Genomic DNA, 17,505 nt, shown 5'->3' with positions numbered 1-17,505 from the left:
ATAATTCTCATTTCATGCTTTATTATTCATCTTTTGCTTGTAAAAATAATTCATACTAAATATGTCGGGAATATAAATAACCATTTATCTACCATGTTCTAATCACAGCTAACTTACTTAGGCTAAAAATTATATTTAGATCATCAAATTATTTAAAGAGTCTTATTCTCTAATTTCGATATACATTGGATTGTTTTAGCAAAGCTATAAATAATATTCAGTACCTTCCAAATCAAGAGAAGATAGGTAGATCGTGTTTTTTACTCTTACATATTAATTTTATTGATTACATAGCACTTACATAAATTTAGCCAATAAAAAAGCACTTACAATTAATGCATGTAAGTGCTTGATATATATGGTGGGCCCACCGTGACTTGAACACGGGACCAACGGATTATGAGTCCGCTGCTCTAACCAACTGAGCTATAGGCCCTAAACTTTATAACTGCTTGTATTCTCTACAATTCAGCTTGAATCCAATATTAGCGAAAATCATTTTTAATTACAAGTTTTTTCTTGAGTAGACCTATAGTAGACCGCAGATAATATTGTAATATGATGCTAAATGTTGTGAAACAAGCGGATTCTAGCTCATGTCTGCAAACAGAGTAAAGCTAACTAAGTCATTTATTGATCAACTCGAATTAATTCCTGCGATTTATCGTGATAGTGAGTTAATTGGCTTTGCTGTGCGTGTAAACACCTCATACAAAACTTATATCGTTGAGAAAAAGGTTAATGGCAGGTCTACTCGGTCTACTCTGGGTATCCATGGTCAAATAACCCTGACTCAAGCAAGAGTATTGGCTCAAGAAGCTCTTTTAGACATGACAATGGGTATAAACCCTATAGACAAGAAAAAGAAGAAAATTGCAGACGCTAAATCAATTTTTGATATTGAAAAGTCTCAGCCGACTTTAAATGATGCGTATTTAGTCTATATAGACGAACGAACTTTAAAGCCGCGTACACTGGATGATTACAGTGATGTGGTTAATGGCTATCTAAAAGACTGGAAAAATACAAAGCTCAAAGACATTACTCGAATGATGGTCCAAGAAAAACATAAAGAGCTATCCGTTAATAGTAAAGCTCAGGCCAATATGTGTATGCGAGTCTTTCGAGCTATTTATAATTTTTCGATCGAATACTACTTGGATGACGATGAGCAGCCAATCATCCCCCCGCTCAACCCCGTTAAAACTTTAACAGCTAAAAAGTCATGGAATAAGATTCGCAGACGCAGTTCATATATCAATGAAGATAAGCTGCCAGATTGGATCAATGCTGTATTAAATTTTGAAGACCGTGGTCAGCAGCTTGAGACCAATAAAGACTTTCTCATCACATTAATCCTAACTGGTTTTAGACGTGAAGAATGTGAGTCGCTGGCTTGGTCTGCTGTTGATTTGAAATATGGCTATATCACTTCAGTTGATCCAAAGAACAATGAGCCCCACACCCTGCCTATGGGTGACTTTCTTTGGGATATGATGAAAAAGCGTAGTAAGCAAGTTACATCTGAGTGGGTTTTCCCTTCTGCAAAATCTGAATCTGGCCACATTACGAATATTTCCAAAGTAAGGGCAAAGATCAATCAAACCTGTGGCATCCAGTTTACATTTCACGATCTACGCCGTACCTATGGATCTATTGCCGAAAGCTTAGATTATGGAAAATATACAATCAAAAAGCTTCTGAATCACAAGAACGAAGATCAAAATGATGTCACTGCTGGCTATGTTCAGATTAGCGATAAAAAGCTTCGAGCAGCTATGAATGAGATCGAGGTAATAGTTTTAGGTGAGCATAGACAGAACCATTCTGATAAATGATGAAATGGCAGTTTGGTTTGAACGGCAAATATTTAAATCTAAAACATAAAAAACCGCTTAAGTTAGCGGTTTTTGCGGACGCAGGTTCAACTCCCGTCATCTCCACCAAAATATTATTCTGGATTGTGCGATCCGATATAAAAAAGCCTTTAAGCTCAATACTTAAAGGCTTTTTTATTTGCCTTTTTGTCCGATATCATCCGACTTAATTTGACCTTATTTTTGCGTTTTAAGGGTCAAAATTGGGAAAATTTGACCGACAAGATTCAAAATGAGTGGGCGATATATTTAATATTATGATTATTAAGGAAAACCCATATAGCACTGATATAGGGGCTTTCCAGAGAGATTTAGCGTAAGTTGATAAGCAAGGTGATGATATGAGTTATTTTGAGGATCGAACTGCTCGTACCGCATTTGCCTCAGAATCATCTTTATCTGGGAAAAATGTGCTTCCATTATTAAAATCTACCACCCATACATTATTGCCTAATGGTATAGGAGAAGAAGTCCAGTAAGCTGCTTCAGCTCTTGATGAGTTAGTATTGGGGAAGATTTTCTCATTTATGGCAGGTTCACGACAGCTTTCCTCAACAATACTTTGCAACTCTTTAATATTAGGAAGTCGATAGCCATTATTTAAGGCTTTAGCTTTAATTAAAGCTTTATCCCATGTTAATTGCGTGGGGGTTCCTGCACAACTTTGACCATCCCATATTTGACCAATACTACAGCGTTGCCAAATTAATTTGGTCTGTTTATCCAAAATTTCTCTACCATCACTGCTTGCTACAATCTCGTAGCGATTATTAGGAGCAGAGGTTGCTATTTTTAAATTACATGTTTGTGCATGTGCATGGCCGATGAATAGTAATGCATTTATAGTTGTAAACACTATTTTCTTCATAATTAATCTCTTTATATCCTAAATTTAAACTTTTAATTGGAGAGTAGGCTAGAAATTAAACCTTAAATTAGTTATTGCGCAGACCGAACGGCACGAATTAATTGCAAGCTATCTTTCTTATCGGCTCTTGTCCCACCTTCCCAAAAGTTTATACTCCATGCCTCACTATTATCGCTAGTAAAGGTAATATAGCTGTAACCAGGATAAGAAGCATTTGTCCAAAAGTTACCTGCTCTGGTATTGGTAAAAATAGGGTTAATACTTTTATAGGCATGTCCATAATCGATAATGCTTATTAGCTCTGTTCGAGTCGGTAGACGCCAATTATTATAACCACAGTATTTTGCTGTATTGAGGGCAGCTATGTATGCCTCTGTATTACACTTCGAAAGATTGCAATCCTTCTTAATTGATGTACTTGCTTGAATTTTTTCAGAACCTGCAAAGCCACCATTATTGTTGTTATTTGAGTTGTACCAAGTATATGCTTGATTCGCATCACGTAAACCGCCACCAATAGTTTTTTGTTCCCAAATTAAACCAGTAACATTATCTTTGACACATTCTTCACCATTTTGTTTGAGCAATGTGTAACTCATTGGTTGACCTGCTTTTATTTCAGCATCTTGTTCTAATCCATATAGAGAACCAAGACTTATAGCATCACAAGCCAGGAAATTTTGATACAAATTTCCACATTGAAAAATACCAGTTGTAGGTAATGGTGAAAACGTGTAAGCAGGTGCATCAACTCGATTTGTCTTAGTTACAGATAGAGCTGGAAATACTTTGTCTGAACCCGCTTGACTAGCGGTGATTGTACAAATGCCTACTGCTAATCCTTTTACAGTATTTTCTGTCACGCTACAGATTTGGGGTGTTTGACTAATATAACTAATTTTTAAATTTGCACTTGATAAAGCATCAAGCACAATTATTTCACCTGTCGTCATTTCAGGTAACACCAATCCAGTAATGATTTGATTCATCTTTACTTGATTACTCGTGCTGATTGACGTAGCAGGGAGAACTTTATCTGTACCGACTTGAGTGGCCATCACAGTACAGGTTCCAGTTGAAAAAGTATTAACCACATTATTAGTTACCCTACATACTTCGGGAGTTTGGCTTGTATAACTAATCTCTAATCCTATATTGGATTTTGCTTTTAATGTTGCACTTTCATACAACAGTAATTCGGGTAGGTTTAGGTCTGTAATGACTTGAGCTGTCTTAGATTTACATTGATTTGTTGCAGTATCTAGATATTGGAATGATGTGCATTCAGGTGGCTTCGTTGATGTTGAATCACTATTTCCCTCCCCACCGCCACATGCTGTTAATATTAGGCATAATGTTGGTGTGAATGCGATTTTTAATATATGAGGCTTTAATAATTCCATAAAATTAAATTCCATAAGTATGTTTATAAATCATGTGTAGTAATGATTCTTGTTAAAAATCGTCGTTCTAAGGCTTGAAAATATATCTGCCTTGTTATGAGAAGTTCACAGGCATTATTAAAAAAACCATCATTATGTACTTATTGTAATAATTTTGTGTAAATTTGGTCAATAAGTTGAGGCGAAATTCAGCTAAATATTATTTCATTTTTATTGAAAATTATTAGCATGGTGAAGTGTGTAATGCTGGGCTTGTTTTTGATTTTTTATCTAATTTTGGAACATGAGTTTGCAAGCTTTTTGTAAATGTATTATTGAATAAAACAATATTTATTCAATATTATGCCAGTTTAACAGCCATAGATGTTGCTGAGGGTTTGCGTGCTTTTTGAGCGATAAGTTTTGGAAATTTAGAAATCAAGCAGTAGATAGAGATGAAATGAAGCACTTTTATTGAGCCGTATTCAGTCTGTGAAAGAGCGCTCTACCCTTGTTTACGCTGTGGCTACTTAACCCGAGACGAACCATCTAACGGCTACTATGACATTTGCCCTGTATGCTTCTGGGAAGATGATCCTATGCAAGCAAAAGACCATGATTGGTGTGGTGGTGCAAACGTACCTTCGCTAAACCAAGCTCGTGAAAACTTTAAAAAGTATGGGGCAATGGAGGAACGGTTTGTTAAGGATGTGAGAAAGCCTAAAATGAAGAGATTCCGAAGGGTTAGAGTGAACCAATAAGTTGCAGCTTCAATAAATATTAAAGAACTAGAGTTAAGGGTTAAAACGATAAAGCCCTTCTTGGAGGGCTGTATCGTTTCATTAATCTTGAATCATCTATATTTATGAATTACTTATTGAGCATTAAATGCTAAAAATAAACCTAAGCCAATAAATATTGAGCCTCCCATAACGGACATGGCTCTTTGCGTTCCTTCAGACTTTTTAACCTTATTTAATACGAAGTTTGCCAAGAAAACACAAACAACATCAGCAGATACAAAAGCTAAATTAACAAAAAGACCGAGGATCATAAATTGCATCCAGACAGAGAATCCAGAGGATACATTTATAAACTGGGGTAAAAATGAAATATAAAATATTGCTGTTTTAGGGTTAAATACTTCTACCAGAATACTTTGTTTGAAAGAAACATCAGCAGCATTTTGATTAATTTCTAAACTGCCTTGTAATTTTGATCTTATCAACTTGATACCAAGCCAAATTAGGTATGCAGCACCTAAAAGCTTAATTACATCATATAACATTGGTATGATTTTAAAGATTGCTGTCAACCCAACAGATGCAGCAATGATATGAAAACACCCACCAATGAAAATTCCTAATGATGCCATTAGGCCAGCCTTCTTTCCTTTAGAAAGTGTCTGGGCAGCCGCATAAAGCATAGCTGGCCCTGGCATATAAGCAAAAATCAATGTAGTTATGACAAAAGTTATAAGTAATTCAATTGAAACCATTTTTCATCCTTATACTTAAACTATGTATAGTCTCTAGAACCAAATAAAGAACTTCCTACACGAATACAATCTGATCCTATTCTAATTGCACTCATATAATCGTTACTCATCCCCATACTCAATTTATTTATTTGGTACAAAGATTTTAGTTCACTCATTTTAATAAAATATGGCTCAACCTCAGTTGTGTTAGGAGGAATGCACATAAATCCTTCTAATTTAATATTGCCGTTTTGAATAGCCTGTTGATATAGCCCTTCTAATTCATCAAGAGCAATTCCACTTTTTTGTGGCTCATTACCTATATTTATTTGAATAAATATTCTTATAGATTTTTGCATTTCCTCAGCACACTTAGCAATCTTTGTAAGAGTACTAATACTATCTACGGACTCAATAACATCAAAGAAGTGAACTATTTTCCTAATTTTTTTTGATTGAATTCCACCTATAAAATGTAGCTCCACATCAGGATAAATATCTCTCAAGAAAGCCCACTTTTCATGAGCTTCCTCCACTCTACTTTCACCAAAAATACGATGACCTTGTTCCAATAAAGGTAATATTTTTTCAACTGGTTGAAATTTCGAGATCGCAACTAACTGTGTTGATGCATTTAACTGGCGGATATCATCAATAATTCTATTAAAATTATTTACTATTTCTACGCTCATTTTACAACCTTTACAGATTCAGGGAAAACTTCAATTTTCATTATTGATGTCACATCTAAACCAGTAATTTCTTTTACTTTTTCCTTTCCTTTATTTTGTACTTTTTCAATTGCACAAATGACTTTTTCAATACTACTACCCGCAGCTTGTAATGCTTCAGCAAGAGCAATCACAGCACCACCTGTACTTAAAGTATCATCAATAATAACAACTCGATCTCCCTTATCGATTCCATTTAGATACATCTTTCCTTCGAAATATTCAGATTTAATATCTACAACATTATTATTTAATTCACTTAAGCTATAAGGGTACCAGCGTGCCATAGCAAGTGGTTTTCCAGTAAGCAATGAAAGAGTGGTTGCTAAAGGCGCCCCTTTATCTTCTTCAGTGACAATCTTATCGAAGTCACAATCTAAATGCTCTAAAATGGCATAAGCAACCTCAATCAGTACTTTAGGTCTCAACGCAGGCAATTGGTCTGTAAACTCATTAACAGTAGTCAGAGTTTTACCAGAGTTTACGACTCTTGCATTCTTATATATTTCTTCTAATAACATTTTTGTTTTCTCGGCTAATTTAGTATTTATGCTTGTTGAGTTTGATATTCTGGATAAACACCATCCCATCGACTCTTATACTTCCAAGCATTGTCAAAAAATAATGTAATTATTGTTTTGTCACTTACATTATCCATTAAAGATTCACAAACTAATAAATTGGCACCACATGTTGGACCTATTCCAATTTGATCATTTTCAATAAAGTCCTTCATTCGATTCCATGCATCATGGCCTTGAACTGTCGTAATCGTATCAATAACATCAACTGTAGTATTTGCAGACAAGACTCCCGCTCCTAACCCCATCAGATTATGTGGTGAATGTTGAAAGTTAAGTCCATTTTTCATTGCATATATCGGAGCAGACTTATCTACTTCGATCCCTACAGTCTTTATATGTGGAAATTTTTCCTTCAATTTTTCAGCAATCCCTGAAAATGTTCCTCCGGTACCAATAGAGCACACAAAGTAATCTGGAATTAGATTTAGTTCATTCAACTGTTCAATTATTTCATTACCACAAGTGTGCCAAGCCTCTTTATTTAACAAGCTTGATGCTTGATCAAGGAAATATGTATTCTCATTTTCGCTTAAATATTTTCGAGCGGCTTCAACACTGCCATTTAAAAACTTATCCTTATCAGTGAATATAATTTCTGCACCGAAACTATTAATTTGATCAATACGTTCTTGTGTCATTCCCTCTGGCATACAAATAACAACTTTATAGCCTTTTTCTTTTCCAATCCAAGCTAAAGCCGCACCACCATTGCCAGTTGAGCAGTCAACTAAAGTCATGCCAGGTTTAATTTTTCCCTCTCTTTCTAGCGTTTCAATAATATGAAAAAAAGTCCTATCTTTATGACTGCCCGTGGGGTTGCTTAATTCAAACTTTGAAAAAACTTTATTACCATTCTTTGATAGTGAACTAATTTGCTTAAGCTCAGTATTTCCAATTTTCTTTAATCCCAAATTCATTTTTTACTCTTTTTGAATATTTAATAAATCTTATTGATTGTTATTTAACAATTTTTAAGAACAACCAACCAAAGTGTAGTTATCTAAAAACCAATCAGATACTAGATAAAAAATACAGAACTGTCTATATATTTTTTATCAAAAAGTAATAATTAATTTAAAAATCAGTAAAATCAAATAAGAAGAATATTAAATTTTTAAAAGGAAATGACTTGTATTAGCTTGTATTGTCTTAACTTATCCTTTATGCAGATTTTTATTAAAAAATATAATAAATATTATTAAGTTAAAATAATACCTTGCATTATCATTGAAAAATAAAAACCCTCCTCAGAGGGCTTTTACACATATCCCAACATGAATATTGTTGTTTATAGTGTGAGCTGTACAACCAGGTAAAAGAATAAAAATGTAGGTGCTTAGAATCAATGAAACCACTGAGCGCCTGCAGTGATAAATTACTTTTTTAAGAAAAGCTCACGTTCTGCAGCACGGCGGCGCATTAGACTTTTCATAACCTTACTACCTCCCCGAATCCATTGTGGGAATTGGTCAGCAGTCTCTTGAGAGTCTTTCGCATTTAACTTTTTTATCAATTTAGGAAGAATTATCAGCTATAAACAACTAATTTTGATAAGAAAGTATCTAAACGGATAACGAGATATGTCGGCATTTTTAATAATTATTGGATTCATCTTAGCTATCTTTGGATTGATCTTTGGTCCACATATATTTCATAAACACATCAGAAACACCCAAGAAGGTAAAGCGATGAGCTTTTTATGTATGCTCCCTGGTATGTTTGCTGTCATGCTTGGTTTTTATTTGAGATAAAAACTGTTGAAATTTCTTCTTCATTGTTGAATTGAGCCCTTGGGAAAGGACCCAATTCAACTGGGCTCAAGACTTAGAAGTTATAACGTACGCTCACTGTTGCGCTACGTGGTGTGCCCCAGTTCATTGAGTTTGCACCGATCCCTTCGTAATACTTTTCATCAAATATATTATCGACGTTCAATTGAAGCTTAATATTTTTATCGACCTGATAGCCAACCATTGCGCTTGCTAACACATAGGCGTCCTGATCAATACGAGTACTACCAGTGCCAGTATAATATTTACTCTTATAGTTTAAACCTACGCCTGCACTCCATTGATCTAACTTATATTTCACAAATAAGTTAGAAGTAGTTCGAGAGTTTGTGGTATTAACTTTTACACCTTTCGCATCTTTTGCTTCAAAGTTAGCAATCCCGAAGTTGATACCCCAGTTTTCGTTGATTTCACCATCAGCTTCAAATTCAAAACCTTTGCTGACAATACCATCTACACCGCGATATGCTTGCTCGGTTGTTCGTACGCCATTGCGAATAACGAATTCTCCTGGTATTGCTTCGGCGAAGTTAGTTTGCTCAATGCGGAATATTGATAATGCTGTATTTAAGTGCCCACCAAACCATTCACTTTTAATACCAGTTTCATAGTTATTACCGTAACTTGGATCTAGATATTGATCATTTACGTCTTTACGGCTTTGTGGCTTAAATATCTCTGTATAGCTCGCATACACTGAGTGATCACGTGCGAAATCGTAGATTGCGCCAATATACGGCGTAAACTCGTTATTAAACTCGCGATCGCCAACACCGTTTTGTGATTTATATTCCCAGTTAGATAAGCGAGCACCAGCAATGATTTTTAATGGATCAAGAATTTGGAATTTACCCGCGACATAAGCTGCTGTTTGCGTCGTTTCATTCAATGCATTTTTGCCATCTAAGACAACAGGTCGAAGAAGTTCTTGTGCCATATCGTTGTAATTAAGCGGTCCACCTAAATATTTTTCAACCTCACTTTTCGCATTCGATCCGCCAAAAATGTCCTTAGTCTTTTCATTTTTATTCCAAGAGCCACCAATGATGATCTCTTGCGGACGGTTAAAGACTTTGAATGGTGCATTGATGAAAGCATCAATATTGTTCTCTTCATTTCGTGCTTCCGAGCCGTACACTGAAACGTTATCAGTCTTGCCATCTGCATTTTTTAATGGACTGGTATTTGTCGCTTTATCTACTCTTCCACCTGTATATAACAGCATGGTATCGGTATCTTCTTTACGGAAGGTATATGCGATATTGAAATTAACATCATTGAATAAATTTTGCTTTAGATTAGCAAATACAGCTGACGTATTAACATTCCAGTAGGTCCAAGGTGCCGTTACAGTTAGGCTTCTAGAAAAATTGGTGCGTGTTCCATCTGTATAAAATGCTGGTGTACCACCCCAACGGATACCATCACGATTTAACTCTTGATAGGTTGCGCCTAATGACATGCTTGTTTTGTCACTCAAGTCATAATCAACAGCACCGTAAAACACATTTCGTTCTTTCTCATAAAAATCCATAAAAGATTTTTCATCAGAATGTTTGACAAACACGCGTCCACGTAATGAACCATCTGCGTTAAGTGGAGCAGAAACATCAGCCGAGCTACTCCACTCATTCCATGAGCCCAACGACGTACTGAGGTTACCCGTAAGTTCTTTAGCATTTGCATGTTTGCGGACCATATTTAATGCCATTGCAGGGTTACCAGCCCCTGTCATTAAGCCACTTGATCCTTTAACGACTTCAACACGGTCGAAAATATCTAAATCAAGATCTCCCGTACCCAAATTGGTCGTACTGGGCATACCATCTATTAAATAGTAATCGACCTGAAAACCACGTGCGAATACAGATTGGCGTTCATCAGTGCGTGATGTTGAAACCCCTGTAATGTTATTCATTAGATCTTGAAAAGAATCAATATTGCGATCATCCAGATATTCTCGGGTAAAAACCTTAACCGATTGTGGAGTATCACGAAGAGATAAATTTAGTTTTGTTGATGTACTGGTGCTCTTTGCTGTGTAACTTTCAGAACCTTCTGTTACAGCTGGATTCTTCTCTTCTGCTTGTACTTTTATCGTCGCTAATGTTGCTGTTTCAGTTGCCTGTTCTGCATGAACTATAGATGGGACTGCTAAAGCAATAGAAAGGGCTAAAGGATGAACTTTGAATGCTTTTCTAAAGGGAGAGTTGTACATAAGAAAATTCCATAATAACTAATGTGCTGTACGGGATTCTTCTGCTGCTTTAAATCCTTGTTACACGGCAGCAAAATTTCGGAACAAAAGTTAACATGAATGATAAGCGTTATCAACAAACAATTAAGAATCATTATTATTTATTTGGATTGGTTAATGAATAAATTAATTAAATACTTTCAAGAATAAAGCCCTCATCAGAGGGCTTTTACACATATTCCAACATGGATATTGTTGTTTATAGTGTGAGCTGTGCAACCAGGTAAAAGAAAAATGATGCAGACACTAAACAGTAATGAGCTGATAGATCCGCTACATCGGTGAATTACTTTTTTAAGAACAGCTCACGTTCTGCAGCACGGCGACGAACTAGACCTTTCATTACTTGGCCATCACCTCTATTCCATCGTGGGAACTGGTCAGCAGCACCTTGGTAGTCTTTTGCATTTAGCTTTTTAAGCAAAGTAGATCCTTTAAACGCGGCTTCACCAATGTTGTAAGCTAAGCTCACCAGTGCATCAAATTGATTCTGTGATAATGGCACTTTAACAGTACTGTTTACTGCCGCCTCAAAACGCCTCAAATCATGTTGAAAAAAGGACACTGCTTGCGCTTTAGTACAAGTGCCACCTCTTTTCACTCTTATTCCATTAGGATAAACCGTGGTACCAAAGCCAATAGTCCATACACCGACACCATCGTCATAGGCAGTAAGCACTAGATCTTCGAAACTGGTGATTAAGTTAATCCCGACACGACTAGTTGTCATGCCTTTTGCTACTGATAAGCCATCAACTACTTTGTTTAGATCGTCAACTTGGGCTTGTGTAAGTTTACCGCCTGCGAGCACACGTGCTGCATCAAAGAATGGTTTTCTATCCATTTCACTTTCCTCTAGGTAATAAAAAACCGCCTTTCGGCGGTCAATTGAAAAATTAAAACTATTCTAAAGTTACTTTTTCCTCAATTAGGAAATAAAGTGCTTTGTTATTTAAAGGAATAATGAAAAACCTTACAAATACTCCACTTGGTTGCTTCATTTTTGCAAAATAAACATCTAAATCACTTACAACGACATCATCACTAAAGCACCACATTAGATAGTCCATGATGCGATAAGCCAAATACTTTTTCCGCTCAGTTGTATCAACTGTATCAATTATTAAGCCTAAAGGTTTCGTTAATAAATAATCCTGTATTACTGTTTCAATTTTAAAAAAATTAATTTTTTCGTATGTAAAATCTAATCCAATATAATTATCATAATGCTTAAAAAAGTTACTTTCTATTGATAATGAAGGGTCATTCTCAACATCAAAAATGTATAGGTTTTTTTCCCTTATATCACCATCAATTTCAGCAAGACCCTTTAGGAATCCTGATAGAAAAATAATTGAGTCATTAATTAATTCCATGGTTTAGCCACCTTTACTTACCTTCACACCAAACTTTAAAAGCTCGACCCAAATCTTCTTTTTTGTTATTAAGAATTCTAATTCTTTTTTAATGACCAACATAAACAGGTTTCCCTACATCTTTTGGGTTTAAATCACTTTTCCGTCAATTAATTGTTTCATCTAAGTCCTTAATTGCTTCAGAAATTTCATCACAAGGATCATTTGGTTTCATATCAAGTATTTCATTTTCACGGTCATGTGAAATAATGTTAGCTCTAGGTGCACGGCCTGCATATTTAGCATTTTCCTCAAGTTCTTGAACAACTGATTCTGCTTGAACCACATCGTTAAGAATGTTCTGTGATGCAATATTAGTTGCAACCTGAGCATCTAAACTACCAACATCTGCATTGGAGATGACTTGTTCTGCTACAACTTCAAGGGATAGAGTTTTCTTTTCTGGTTCAGCTTGAGGGTTGTAATAAGGGTTCTTAATTTTTAAAACTAAGGCACCGATATTCCCATTATAATTATTTTCTCCTCCATATAAATTACATGCTGAAGATCCATCATATGAAACATCAAAATCAACCATTGCATTTAACGATACGTAATATGCTCTAAGTGCATCACAACTAGCTTGCCCATTCGGAAACTCGCGCACTTCACTGCCAAGTACTATTCTAAAATAATACTGAAGTAGAGGATCTTTAGGTTTAACTGTGTAAACAATTTGATTATTGGTAGGATCCATCACCCAATCAACTGCACCAAGCAATTGATCTACAGCAATAGTTAAAGCAATTCCTGCTGCTCCACCACGCAATACCTCCGCAACTTGTTTGGCATTTGGTCTGATCGAAGCAATAGAACCTAATTGTCCTTTTCCTGCTTCAATTATTGTTTCTGCACCCAATGTGGCACTTGAAAGAACATTCCAACCTTGCAAAGGAGCTACTGCACTCATCGCACGTGGTGAAGCTGCCAAATTGTAATTTGCTACAGCTGGAGTTGCTTCGGCTTTCTGCAATGTACTTACTTGGGTATTAGTTTGGGAAGTATCACTCTGGTTATTATCACCACACCCCGTCAAGCCCAATAACATTGTTAATAAAATTAGTTTTTTAATTTATTCCCCCTTTTTTTCAATTAGTTTATTTTACTTTTTAGTGAAAAACCATGAAATCTCAGAATTAAAAACCGCCCGAAGGCGGTCACGTAGATTTAAAAAATTAATTACTGATTTGGGCTGTCTTTATCTTTTTTCTTTTCTTGCTCAGAACTACCGAAGTAGAAACCACAAGCCGTTGTCATTGCTCCAGCAATAAAACCTAATACGATGGTAGACCTAGCTAACTGAAACAGTTGTGTCAAACATTGCGTTCTCGTCCGTCACAGTAGCAATCACATTAAAATACGCGGTTCCCACAAATGCTGGGATACTTTGTGTTTCACGGAACAGCTCAATCGTTCCATCAGTTGAAGTAATAACATGCTCCACAGCAATTGCTGATACATAAATCATTGAGTATTTTACAGGCAAGTCCGAGGTTTGATATGAACTGCCTTCCAGAGTTAATCCCTGCTCCGAATTGCCTGAATTAAATCCAATATTGGATTGACCTGCTGCGACACCATTCACATCTGCTAATCGTGCACCACTCAATACTCGAGCTAAAGTTGTCACATTAGGAACAATCATTTCAAGCTTGTCACCAATATTTGCCTGAATACCAGCATGATAACCATATACCACGTCTGGGGAATTTTCGGTTCCCAAATCAAGCTGCCCCTCTGTCCAACTCAATATCCCATTCTCGTACGTACAGTTGGTCAGTTTCCAGTCTGATGTATCAGTATTAGGAATACTAGTTACCCCAATTACATTAAACCCAGGCAACACATCAACCTGCTCAAGATTGGTCATAACCTGATCATAGGATACATCATTTTGAATACGTACTAGTGCGATATGGCCTTCTGGAATACTAGTATCTGTTAATTGTTCAAATAGCATTTCTACTGCGTTGTTTACCATGAGTAAACTCCTTTAAAATTATGTTTTAGTTGCTTTAAAAGTTTTGGTTATTCAAATAATTGCCCTTAAGAGCTATTCTGTAGTACTTGAACAACTCCTTTATTTTTAACACTAGATTTTTGTGAAATACAGAGAGTTGAAATCAAATTATAGATTGCGATATCTAACTATCTTTACTTTGGATTATTATTCCCATCAAACAAGTCAAAACCCAGTTGGTTTATAGGCAGTAAGTTCATACCATTCTCTTGCTTGGTAACGATCTGATCTTTATCTAACCAAACAATACCAATGTCTTTAATTTGATTTTCGCATAAGCCCAGCACTAAAGATGCGCAATAGGTATAGGTCGTATTTTTAGTTTTACCACCTTTACCATCTGATTTGGTAGTTGTTGTATGCGCCGTTGCTTTAAAGTCTCCGAACCAAAACATGTTTGCAGCAACACAAGTTTTTCCGTATACCAATGGCTGACAAAGCCCATAAGCACATTACTGGATCCGCATCGAATTGATACGGGTATCAGACATGCTGATTGTTGTACTACCAAATACACCACTCATTTTTTCAGCCTCTGCATACGAAAAAAAGCCCGCTCGACAGCAGGCTAAACTTCCTTTTGTGCCATCTTGCAGAATGACAACTAGATGAATACAGGAATGGATGATGTTGGGCCACTCCACAACAATTGCACCCTGGCTGATACACTTGCCAAAATGATATAAAACTAGATTACCTGATTGAGGCTCTTCCGCTTCATTGCACACACTTAAAACATGCTCTAAATAACGTTGTCCCATCTGATGCATGTGCTAGTCAGACGGGTATGGCCAAGGATTTAAGTGTCCATCAGCCCGACTTTTTCAAACACTTCAAAGATCAAAGTACCCCACTCCACATCCACACCTTTTACACGGCCTTGATAATGGTACGGTGTACCTAATCAAGTCAGAGCTTCATTTACCGCCGCTCTACCTGTAAGATTGTAGCCTATCTTTCTATCGGTTATTCCATACACCATTTTGCTGAACACTCCAAACAGAATTACTTACTGCTACCAATTTAACTTTTGACTGAATTGTGCTTGATTGCAAAGCCTGACCTGTTGCTAATCCAGCAAAAGAGTCGAAACCATTTGGTTTAATCGATACTGGATTTTTAGAATCTAGAGATATTTCATAATTAATGCCAGGTTCTGCTTTGGGTAAAGTAATTGAAATAGCTCCAGCAGTATTAATATTAGAGACAAATGACCCTGATTTATCTTTTGTCAAAGCTATACTCGATTTGGGAGCAAGAACACTCAACATACTGCCAGTTATCGCACCATTAGAATTTGTAGTAATTTTTCCTCCATTTTTTAATGTATCGACCTTGGTACCATCTTTCAAAATATCGGTTCTATACGCAGTATCATTGCCATATTTATAAATCTGGGTAAATCCTCCAGTATCGCTCTCTGGTCTTGAATATTGTGTAGAAAAGGTTTCATTTTCTTTCACACTTGGAGGTTTTCCAAAAGTATAACTTGTCGTTGTATTTTTACTAATTGGAGCATTAAAAGCATATTTACCCCATGCTGGGCCATCTTGATGTCCGATTACTAGGCTTCTAGTCCCATAAACTTTTGAGCCATATTGAACAATTGAAAAGTCACGTATATCACTACCAGGATTAGAAACAAGTTGCCATTTAGCTTCACCGTGATCCCTAAAAATTACTGAAGACCTTCTTCCATTAATACCATCTGACCAAGTGTCAATAAAGAAAGCAGGATGATAATTCCCTGCAATACCAAATGTATTACCAGAGGTTTTTTCTGTTTCAGAATTTGTTTTATACCAAATATATCTCGAGTTTTGCCATACTTTCCTTGGTTTATCTCTACCAGAATCATCGATAATCGTCTGATAATCCTTCATTTTACTATAGATCCCTCTATAATCCCAATCTACCCCTGAAGGGATATAAAGGGTAGAATTCGGACCAATTTCTTTTATAATCTCGTCAATTTTATTGGTCCAATCTGTTTTCTTATCAGGTTTTACCCCAAAAGATCGAACATCAAAATAATTACCCAAATCTGTACGTGCTACAGTACTGACTAAATAATTTCCTTCTCTTGATGAAAGTGCTTTATCTTTTATAGATTCTTGGGGGCTAGAATCTTGTGCACAACCAACAACAGGTATAAAGAGTAAACCTAAAAACCAATGCTTATTTTTCATTCCAAACCTGCCAATAGAACTGTGTTTCAATTGGCATCATCTTAATGCCCTACATATTTCCAAGTATTTATACTTTTCGTACAGTTACATGCTGAATTGAACAAGAGAACTGGCCCTACATCGTGTAATACCACCTACATAATGTTTGTAGTTCGTTGTATCAAACGGATAGATTAAGGTTCCTGAAAACTCTGTTATACGGTGTACTGCTTCAATTGATACATCAGATTTTGAATGAGGCGGTCAGACTTCCACGACCAATGATACTGTCATCATTAACATCTAATGCTTTCTGTAAATTTTTAATGCTCATCACTTATCTTCTTGCATAAAAAACCGCCCGAAAGCGGCTATTTATAGATTGCGATATCTAACCATCTTTATCTTTTTTCTTTTCTTGCTCAGAGCTACCGAAGTAGAAACCACAGGCTGTTGTCATTGCTCCAGCAATAAAACCCAAAGCTGTATTGATCAAGTTGCTGTTCTCCCGTGGCATATCGACAAAAAATAATGCAATTACCAGGACAAACATCAGCCCCACCAATGCAAAAGCCAAATAAGCCCGTGTCTGTTCACTTGTCATCAAAATCCCCTTTTAAACGCTCTTTCGTTTGCTCATATTGCTTCTTACGCAATTCATGAATTTCCTGAGCCCGCTTATCGTCACGACGTTTGAAATACAATGTCGTAAAAAAAGTGATTACACCGATAAAGACTGAAAACCATACTGCCCAATCGATACTTGCTGCATACGCTGCCACTGATGCCCCCGCTGATACATATGAAACCTTTGATCCTGTTGCTGCGATTGTGTTGGTAGCAGCTTCAACCGCGCTTGCTGCTTGTTCTTGCATTTCCTGTCTCCAATAGACAATAAAAAAGCACCCGTTTGGGTGCTTATAAAAGATTTAA

The 17,505-nt window shown here is 36.2% G+C and carries 15 protein-coding genes, 1 tRNA gene and 4 pseudogenes; 2 read left to right on the top strand and 18 right to left on the bottom strand.

Annotated features, from left to right (window positions below):
* Positions 1–359: 359 nt before the first annotated feature.
* Positions 360–436 (bottom strand) — tRNA-Ile (locus GBI66_RS09200).
* A 160-nt stretch (positions 437–596) separates the two neighbouring features.
* On the opposite strand from GBI66_RS09200, the gene GBI66_RS09195 reads away from it, so the two are divergent.
* Positions 597–1,838, top strand: a complete 1,242-nt coding sequence (locus tag GBI66_RS09195) for a site-specific integrase (RefSeq protein WP_151715869.1) — start codon at positions 597–599, stop codon at positions 1,836–1,838.
* Between the two features lie 385 nt (positions 1,839–2,223).
* Here the strand turns inward: GBI66_RS09195 and GBI66_RS09190 are convergent, their stop codons facing one another.
* Positions 2,224–2,745, bottom strand: a complete 522-nt coding sequence (locus GBI66_RS09190; protein WP_151715868.1) for a DUF1566 domain-containing protein — start codon at positions 2,743–2,745, stop codon at positions 2,224–2,226.
* A gap of 71 nt (positions 2,746–2,816) precedes the next feature.
* A complete protein-coding gene (locus tag GBI66_RS09185; RefSeq protein ID WP_171494285.1) occupies positions 2,817–4,148 on the bottom strand; it encodes a DUF1566 domain-containing protein in 1,332 nt (443 codons plus the stop codon).
* A 452-nt stretch (positions 4,149–4,600) separates the two neighbouring features.
* On the opposite strand from GBI66_RS09185, the pseudogene GBI66_RS09180 reads away from it, so the two are divergent.
* Positions 4,601–4,875 (top strand): annotated as a pseudogene (locus GBI66_RS09180) (CPCC family cysteine-rich protein).
* Positions 4,876–5,001: 126 nt separating this feature from the next.
* Here the strand turns inward: GBI66_RS09180 and GBI66_RS09175 are convergent.
* The 15 genes and pseudogenes from GBI66_RS09175 to GBI66_RS09100 form a co-directional block, all read right to left on the bottom strand.
* The gene (locus GBI66_RS09175; RefSeq protein ID WP_151715866.1) at positions 5,002–5,625 is read right to left on the bottom strand and encodes a LysE family translocator; all 624 of its coding nucleotides are present in this window, start codon (positions 5,623–5,625) and stop codon (positions 5,002–5,004) included.
* A 20-nt stretch (positions 5,626–5,645) separates the two neighbouring features.
* A complete protein-coding gene (locus tag GBI66_RS09170) occupies positions 5,646–6,299 on the bottom strand; it encodes a YggS family pyridoxal phosphate-dependent enzyme (protein WP_151715865.1) in 654 nt (217 codons plus the stop codon).
* Positions 6,296–6,859, bottom strand: a complete 564-nt coding sequence (locus tag GBI66_RS09165) for a phosphoribosyltransferase family protein (protein ID WP_151715864.1) — start codon at positions 6,857–6,859, stop codon at positions 6,296–6,298. The genes GBI66_RS09170 and GBI66_RS09165 overlap by 4 nt, the downstream gene beginning before the upstream one ends.
* A 26-nt stretch (positions 6,860–6,885) precedes the next feature.
* The gene (locus GBI66_RS09160) at positions 6,886–7,839 is read right to left on the bottom strand and encodes a cysteine synthase family protein (protein WP_228267291.1); all 954 of its coding nucleotides are present in this window, start codon (positions 7,837–7,839) and stop codon (positions 6,886–6,888) included.
* Between the two features lie 458 nt (positions 7,840–8,297).
* A pseudogene (locus GBI66_RS19745) lies at positions 8,298–8,435 on the bottom strand (glycoside hydrolase family protein); the annotation flags it as partial.
* A gap of 311 nt (positions 8,436–8,746) precedes the next feature.
* Complete coding sequence (locus tag GBI66_RS09150) at positions 8,747–10,930, bottom strand: TonB-dependent siderophore receptor (RefSeq protein WP_151715863.1); 2,184 nt, start codon at positions 10,928–10,930, stop codon at positions 8,747–8,749.
* A gap of 325 nt (positions 10,931–11,255) precedes the next feature.
* Positions 11,256–11,813, bottom strand: a complete 558-nt coding sequence (locus tag GBI66_RS09145; RefSeq protein WP_151715862.1) for a lysozyme — start codon at positions 11,811–11,813, stop codon at positions 11,256–11,258.
* Between the two features lie 58 nt (positions 11,814–11,871).
* Complete coding sequence (locus GBI66_RS09140; RefSeq protein WP_151715861.1) at positions 11,872–12,345, bottom strand: hypothetical protein; 474 nt, start codon at positions 12,343–12,345, stop codon at positions 11,872–11,874.
* Between the two features lie 145 nt (positions 12,346–12,490).
* The gene (locus tag GBI66_RS09135; protein ID WP_151715860.1) at positions 12,491–13,357 is read right to left on the bottom strand and encodes a hypothetical protein; all 867 of its coding nucleotides are present in this window, start codon (positions 13,355–13,357) and stop codon (positions 12,491–12,493) included.
* 318 nt (positions 13,358–13,675) lie between these two features.
* Positions 13,676–14,365, bottom strand: coding sequence for a hypothetical protein (locus GBI66_RS09130; RefSeq protein ID WP_151715859.1), 690 nt, complete (start codon positions 14,363–14,365; stop codon positions 13,676–13,678).
* Positions 14,366–14,544: 179 nt separating this feature from the next.
* Positions 14,545–14,928: pseudogene (locus GBI66_RS09125) on the bottom strand (hypothetical protein); the annotation flags it as partial.
* Positions 14,925–15,386: pseudogene (locus GBI66_RS09120) on the bottom strand (hypothetical protein). The pseudogenes GBI66_RS09120 and GBI66_RS09125, both read right to left, overlap by 4 nt.
* Complete coding sequence (locus tag GBI66_RS09115) at positions 15,364–16,593, bottom strand: hypothetical protein (RefSeq protein ID WP_151715858.1); 1,230 nt, start codon at positions 16,591–16,593, stop codon at positions 15,364–15,366. The pseudogene GBI66_RS09120 and the gene GBI66_RS09115 overlap by 23 nt, the downstream one beginning before the upstream one ends.
* 370 nt (positions 16,594–16,963) lie before the next feature.
* Positions 16,964–17,176 carry a hypothetical protein gene (locus GBI66_RS09105; RefSeq protein ID WP_151715857.1) on the bottom strand — a complete coding sequence of 71 codons (213 nt, stop codon included), beginning with the start codon at positions 17,174–17,176 and terminating at the stop codon, positions 16,964–16,966.
* A complete protein-coding gene (locus GBI66_RS09100; RefSeq protein ID WP_151715856.1) occupies positions 17,166–17,447 on the bottom strand; it encodes a holin in 282 nt (93 codons plus the stop codon). Before GBI66_RS09100 ends, GBI66_RS09105 begins: the two co-directional genes overlap by 11 nt.
* Between the last annotated feature and the right edge of the window lie 58 nt (positions 17,448–17,505).

The organism is Acinetobacter sp. TUM15071 (genome assembly GCF_008980925.1).
Lineage (GTDB): Bacteria > Pseudomonadota > Gammaproteobacteria > Pseudomonadales > Moraxellaceae > Acinetobacter > Acinetobacter dispersus.
The sequence above is the reverse complement of the archived record's forward strand: the minus strand, read 5'-3'. Positions and strand labels throughout refer to the sequence as shown.

Excerpts from the sequence above, each read along its gene's own strand:
- GBI66_RS09195 (WP_151715869.1), top strand. The coding sequence starts at position 597 with ATGTCTGCAAACAGAGTAAAGCTAACTAAGTCATTTATTGATCAACTC.
- GBI66_RS09190 (WP_151715868.1), bottom strand. The coding sequence starts at position 2,745 with ATGAAGAAAATAGTGTTTACAACTATAAATGCATTACTATTCATCGGC.
- GBI66_RS09185 (WP_171494285.1), bottom strand. The coding sequence starts at position 4,148 with ATGGAATTATTAAAGCCTCATATATTAAAAATCGCATTCACACCAACA.
- GBI66_RS09175 (WP_151715866.1), bottom strand. The coding sequence starts at position 5,625 with ATGGTTTCAATTGAATTACTTATAACTTTTGTCATAACTACATTGATT.
- GBI66_RS09170 (WP_151715865.1), bottom strand. The coding sequence starts at position 6,299 with ATGAGCGTAGAAATAGTAAATAATTTTAATAGAATTATTGATGATATC.
- GBI66_RS09165 (WP_151715864.1), bottom strand. The coding sequence starts at position 6,859 with ATGTTATTAGAAGAAATATATAAGAATGCAAGAGTCGTAAACTCTGGT.
- GBI66_RS09160 (WP_228267291.1), bottom strand. The coding sequence starts at position 7,839 with ATGAATTTGGGATTAAAGAAAATTGGAAATACTGAGCTTAAGCAAATT.
- GBI66_RS09150 (WP_151715863.1), bottom strand. The coding sequence starts at position 10,930 with ATGTACAACTCTCCCTTTAGAAAAGCATTCAAAGTTCATCCTTTAGCC.
- GBI66_RS09145 (WP_151715862.1), bottom strand. The coding sequence starts at position 11,813 with ATGGATAGAAAACCATTCTTTGATGCAGCACGTGTGCTCGCAGGCGGT.
- GBI66_RS09140 (WP_151715861.1), bottom strand. The coding sequence starts at position 12,345 with ATGGAATTAATTAATGACTCAATTATTTTTCTATCAGGATTCCTAAAG.
- GBI66_RS09130 (WP_151715859.1), bottom strand. The coding sequence starts at position 14,365 with ATGGTAAACAACGCAGTAGAAATGCTATTTGAACAATTAACAGATACT.
- GBI66_RS09115 (WP_151715858.1), bottom strand. The coding sequence starts at position 16,593 with ATGAAAAATAAGCATTGGTTTTTAGGTTTACTCTTTATACCTGTTGTT.
- GBI66_RS09105 (WP_151715857.1), bottom strand. The coding sequence starts at position 17,176 with ATGACAAGTGAACAGACACGGGCTTATTTGGCTTTTGCATTGGTGGGG.
- GBI66_RS09100 (WP_151715856.1), bottom strand. The coding sequence starts at position 17,447 with ATGCAAGAACAAGCAGCAAGCGCGGTTGAAGCTGCTACCAACACAATC.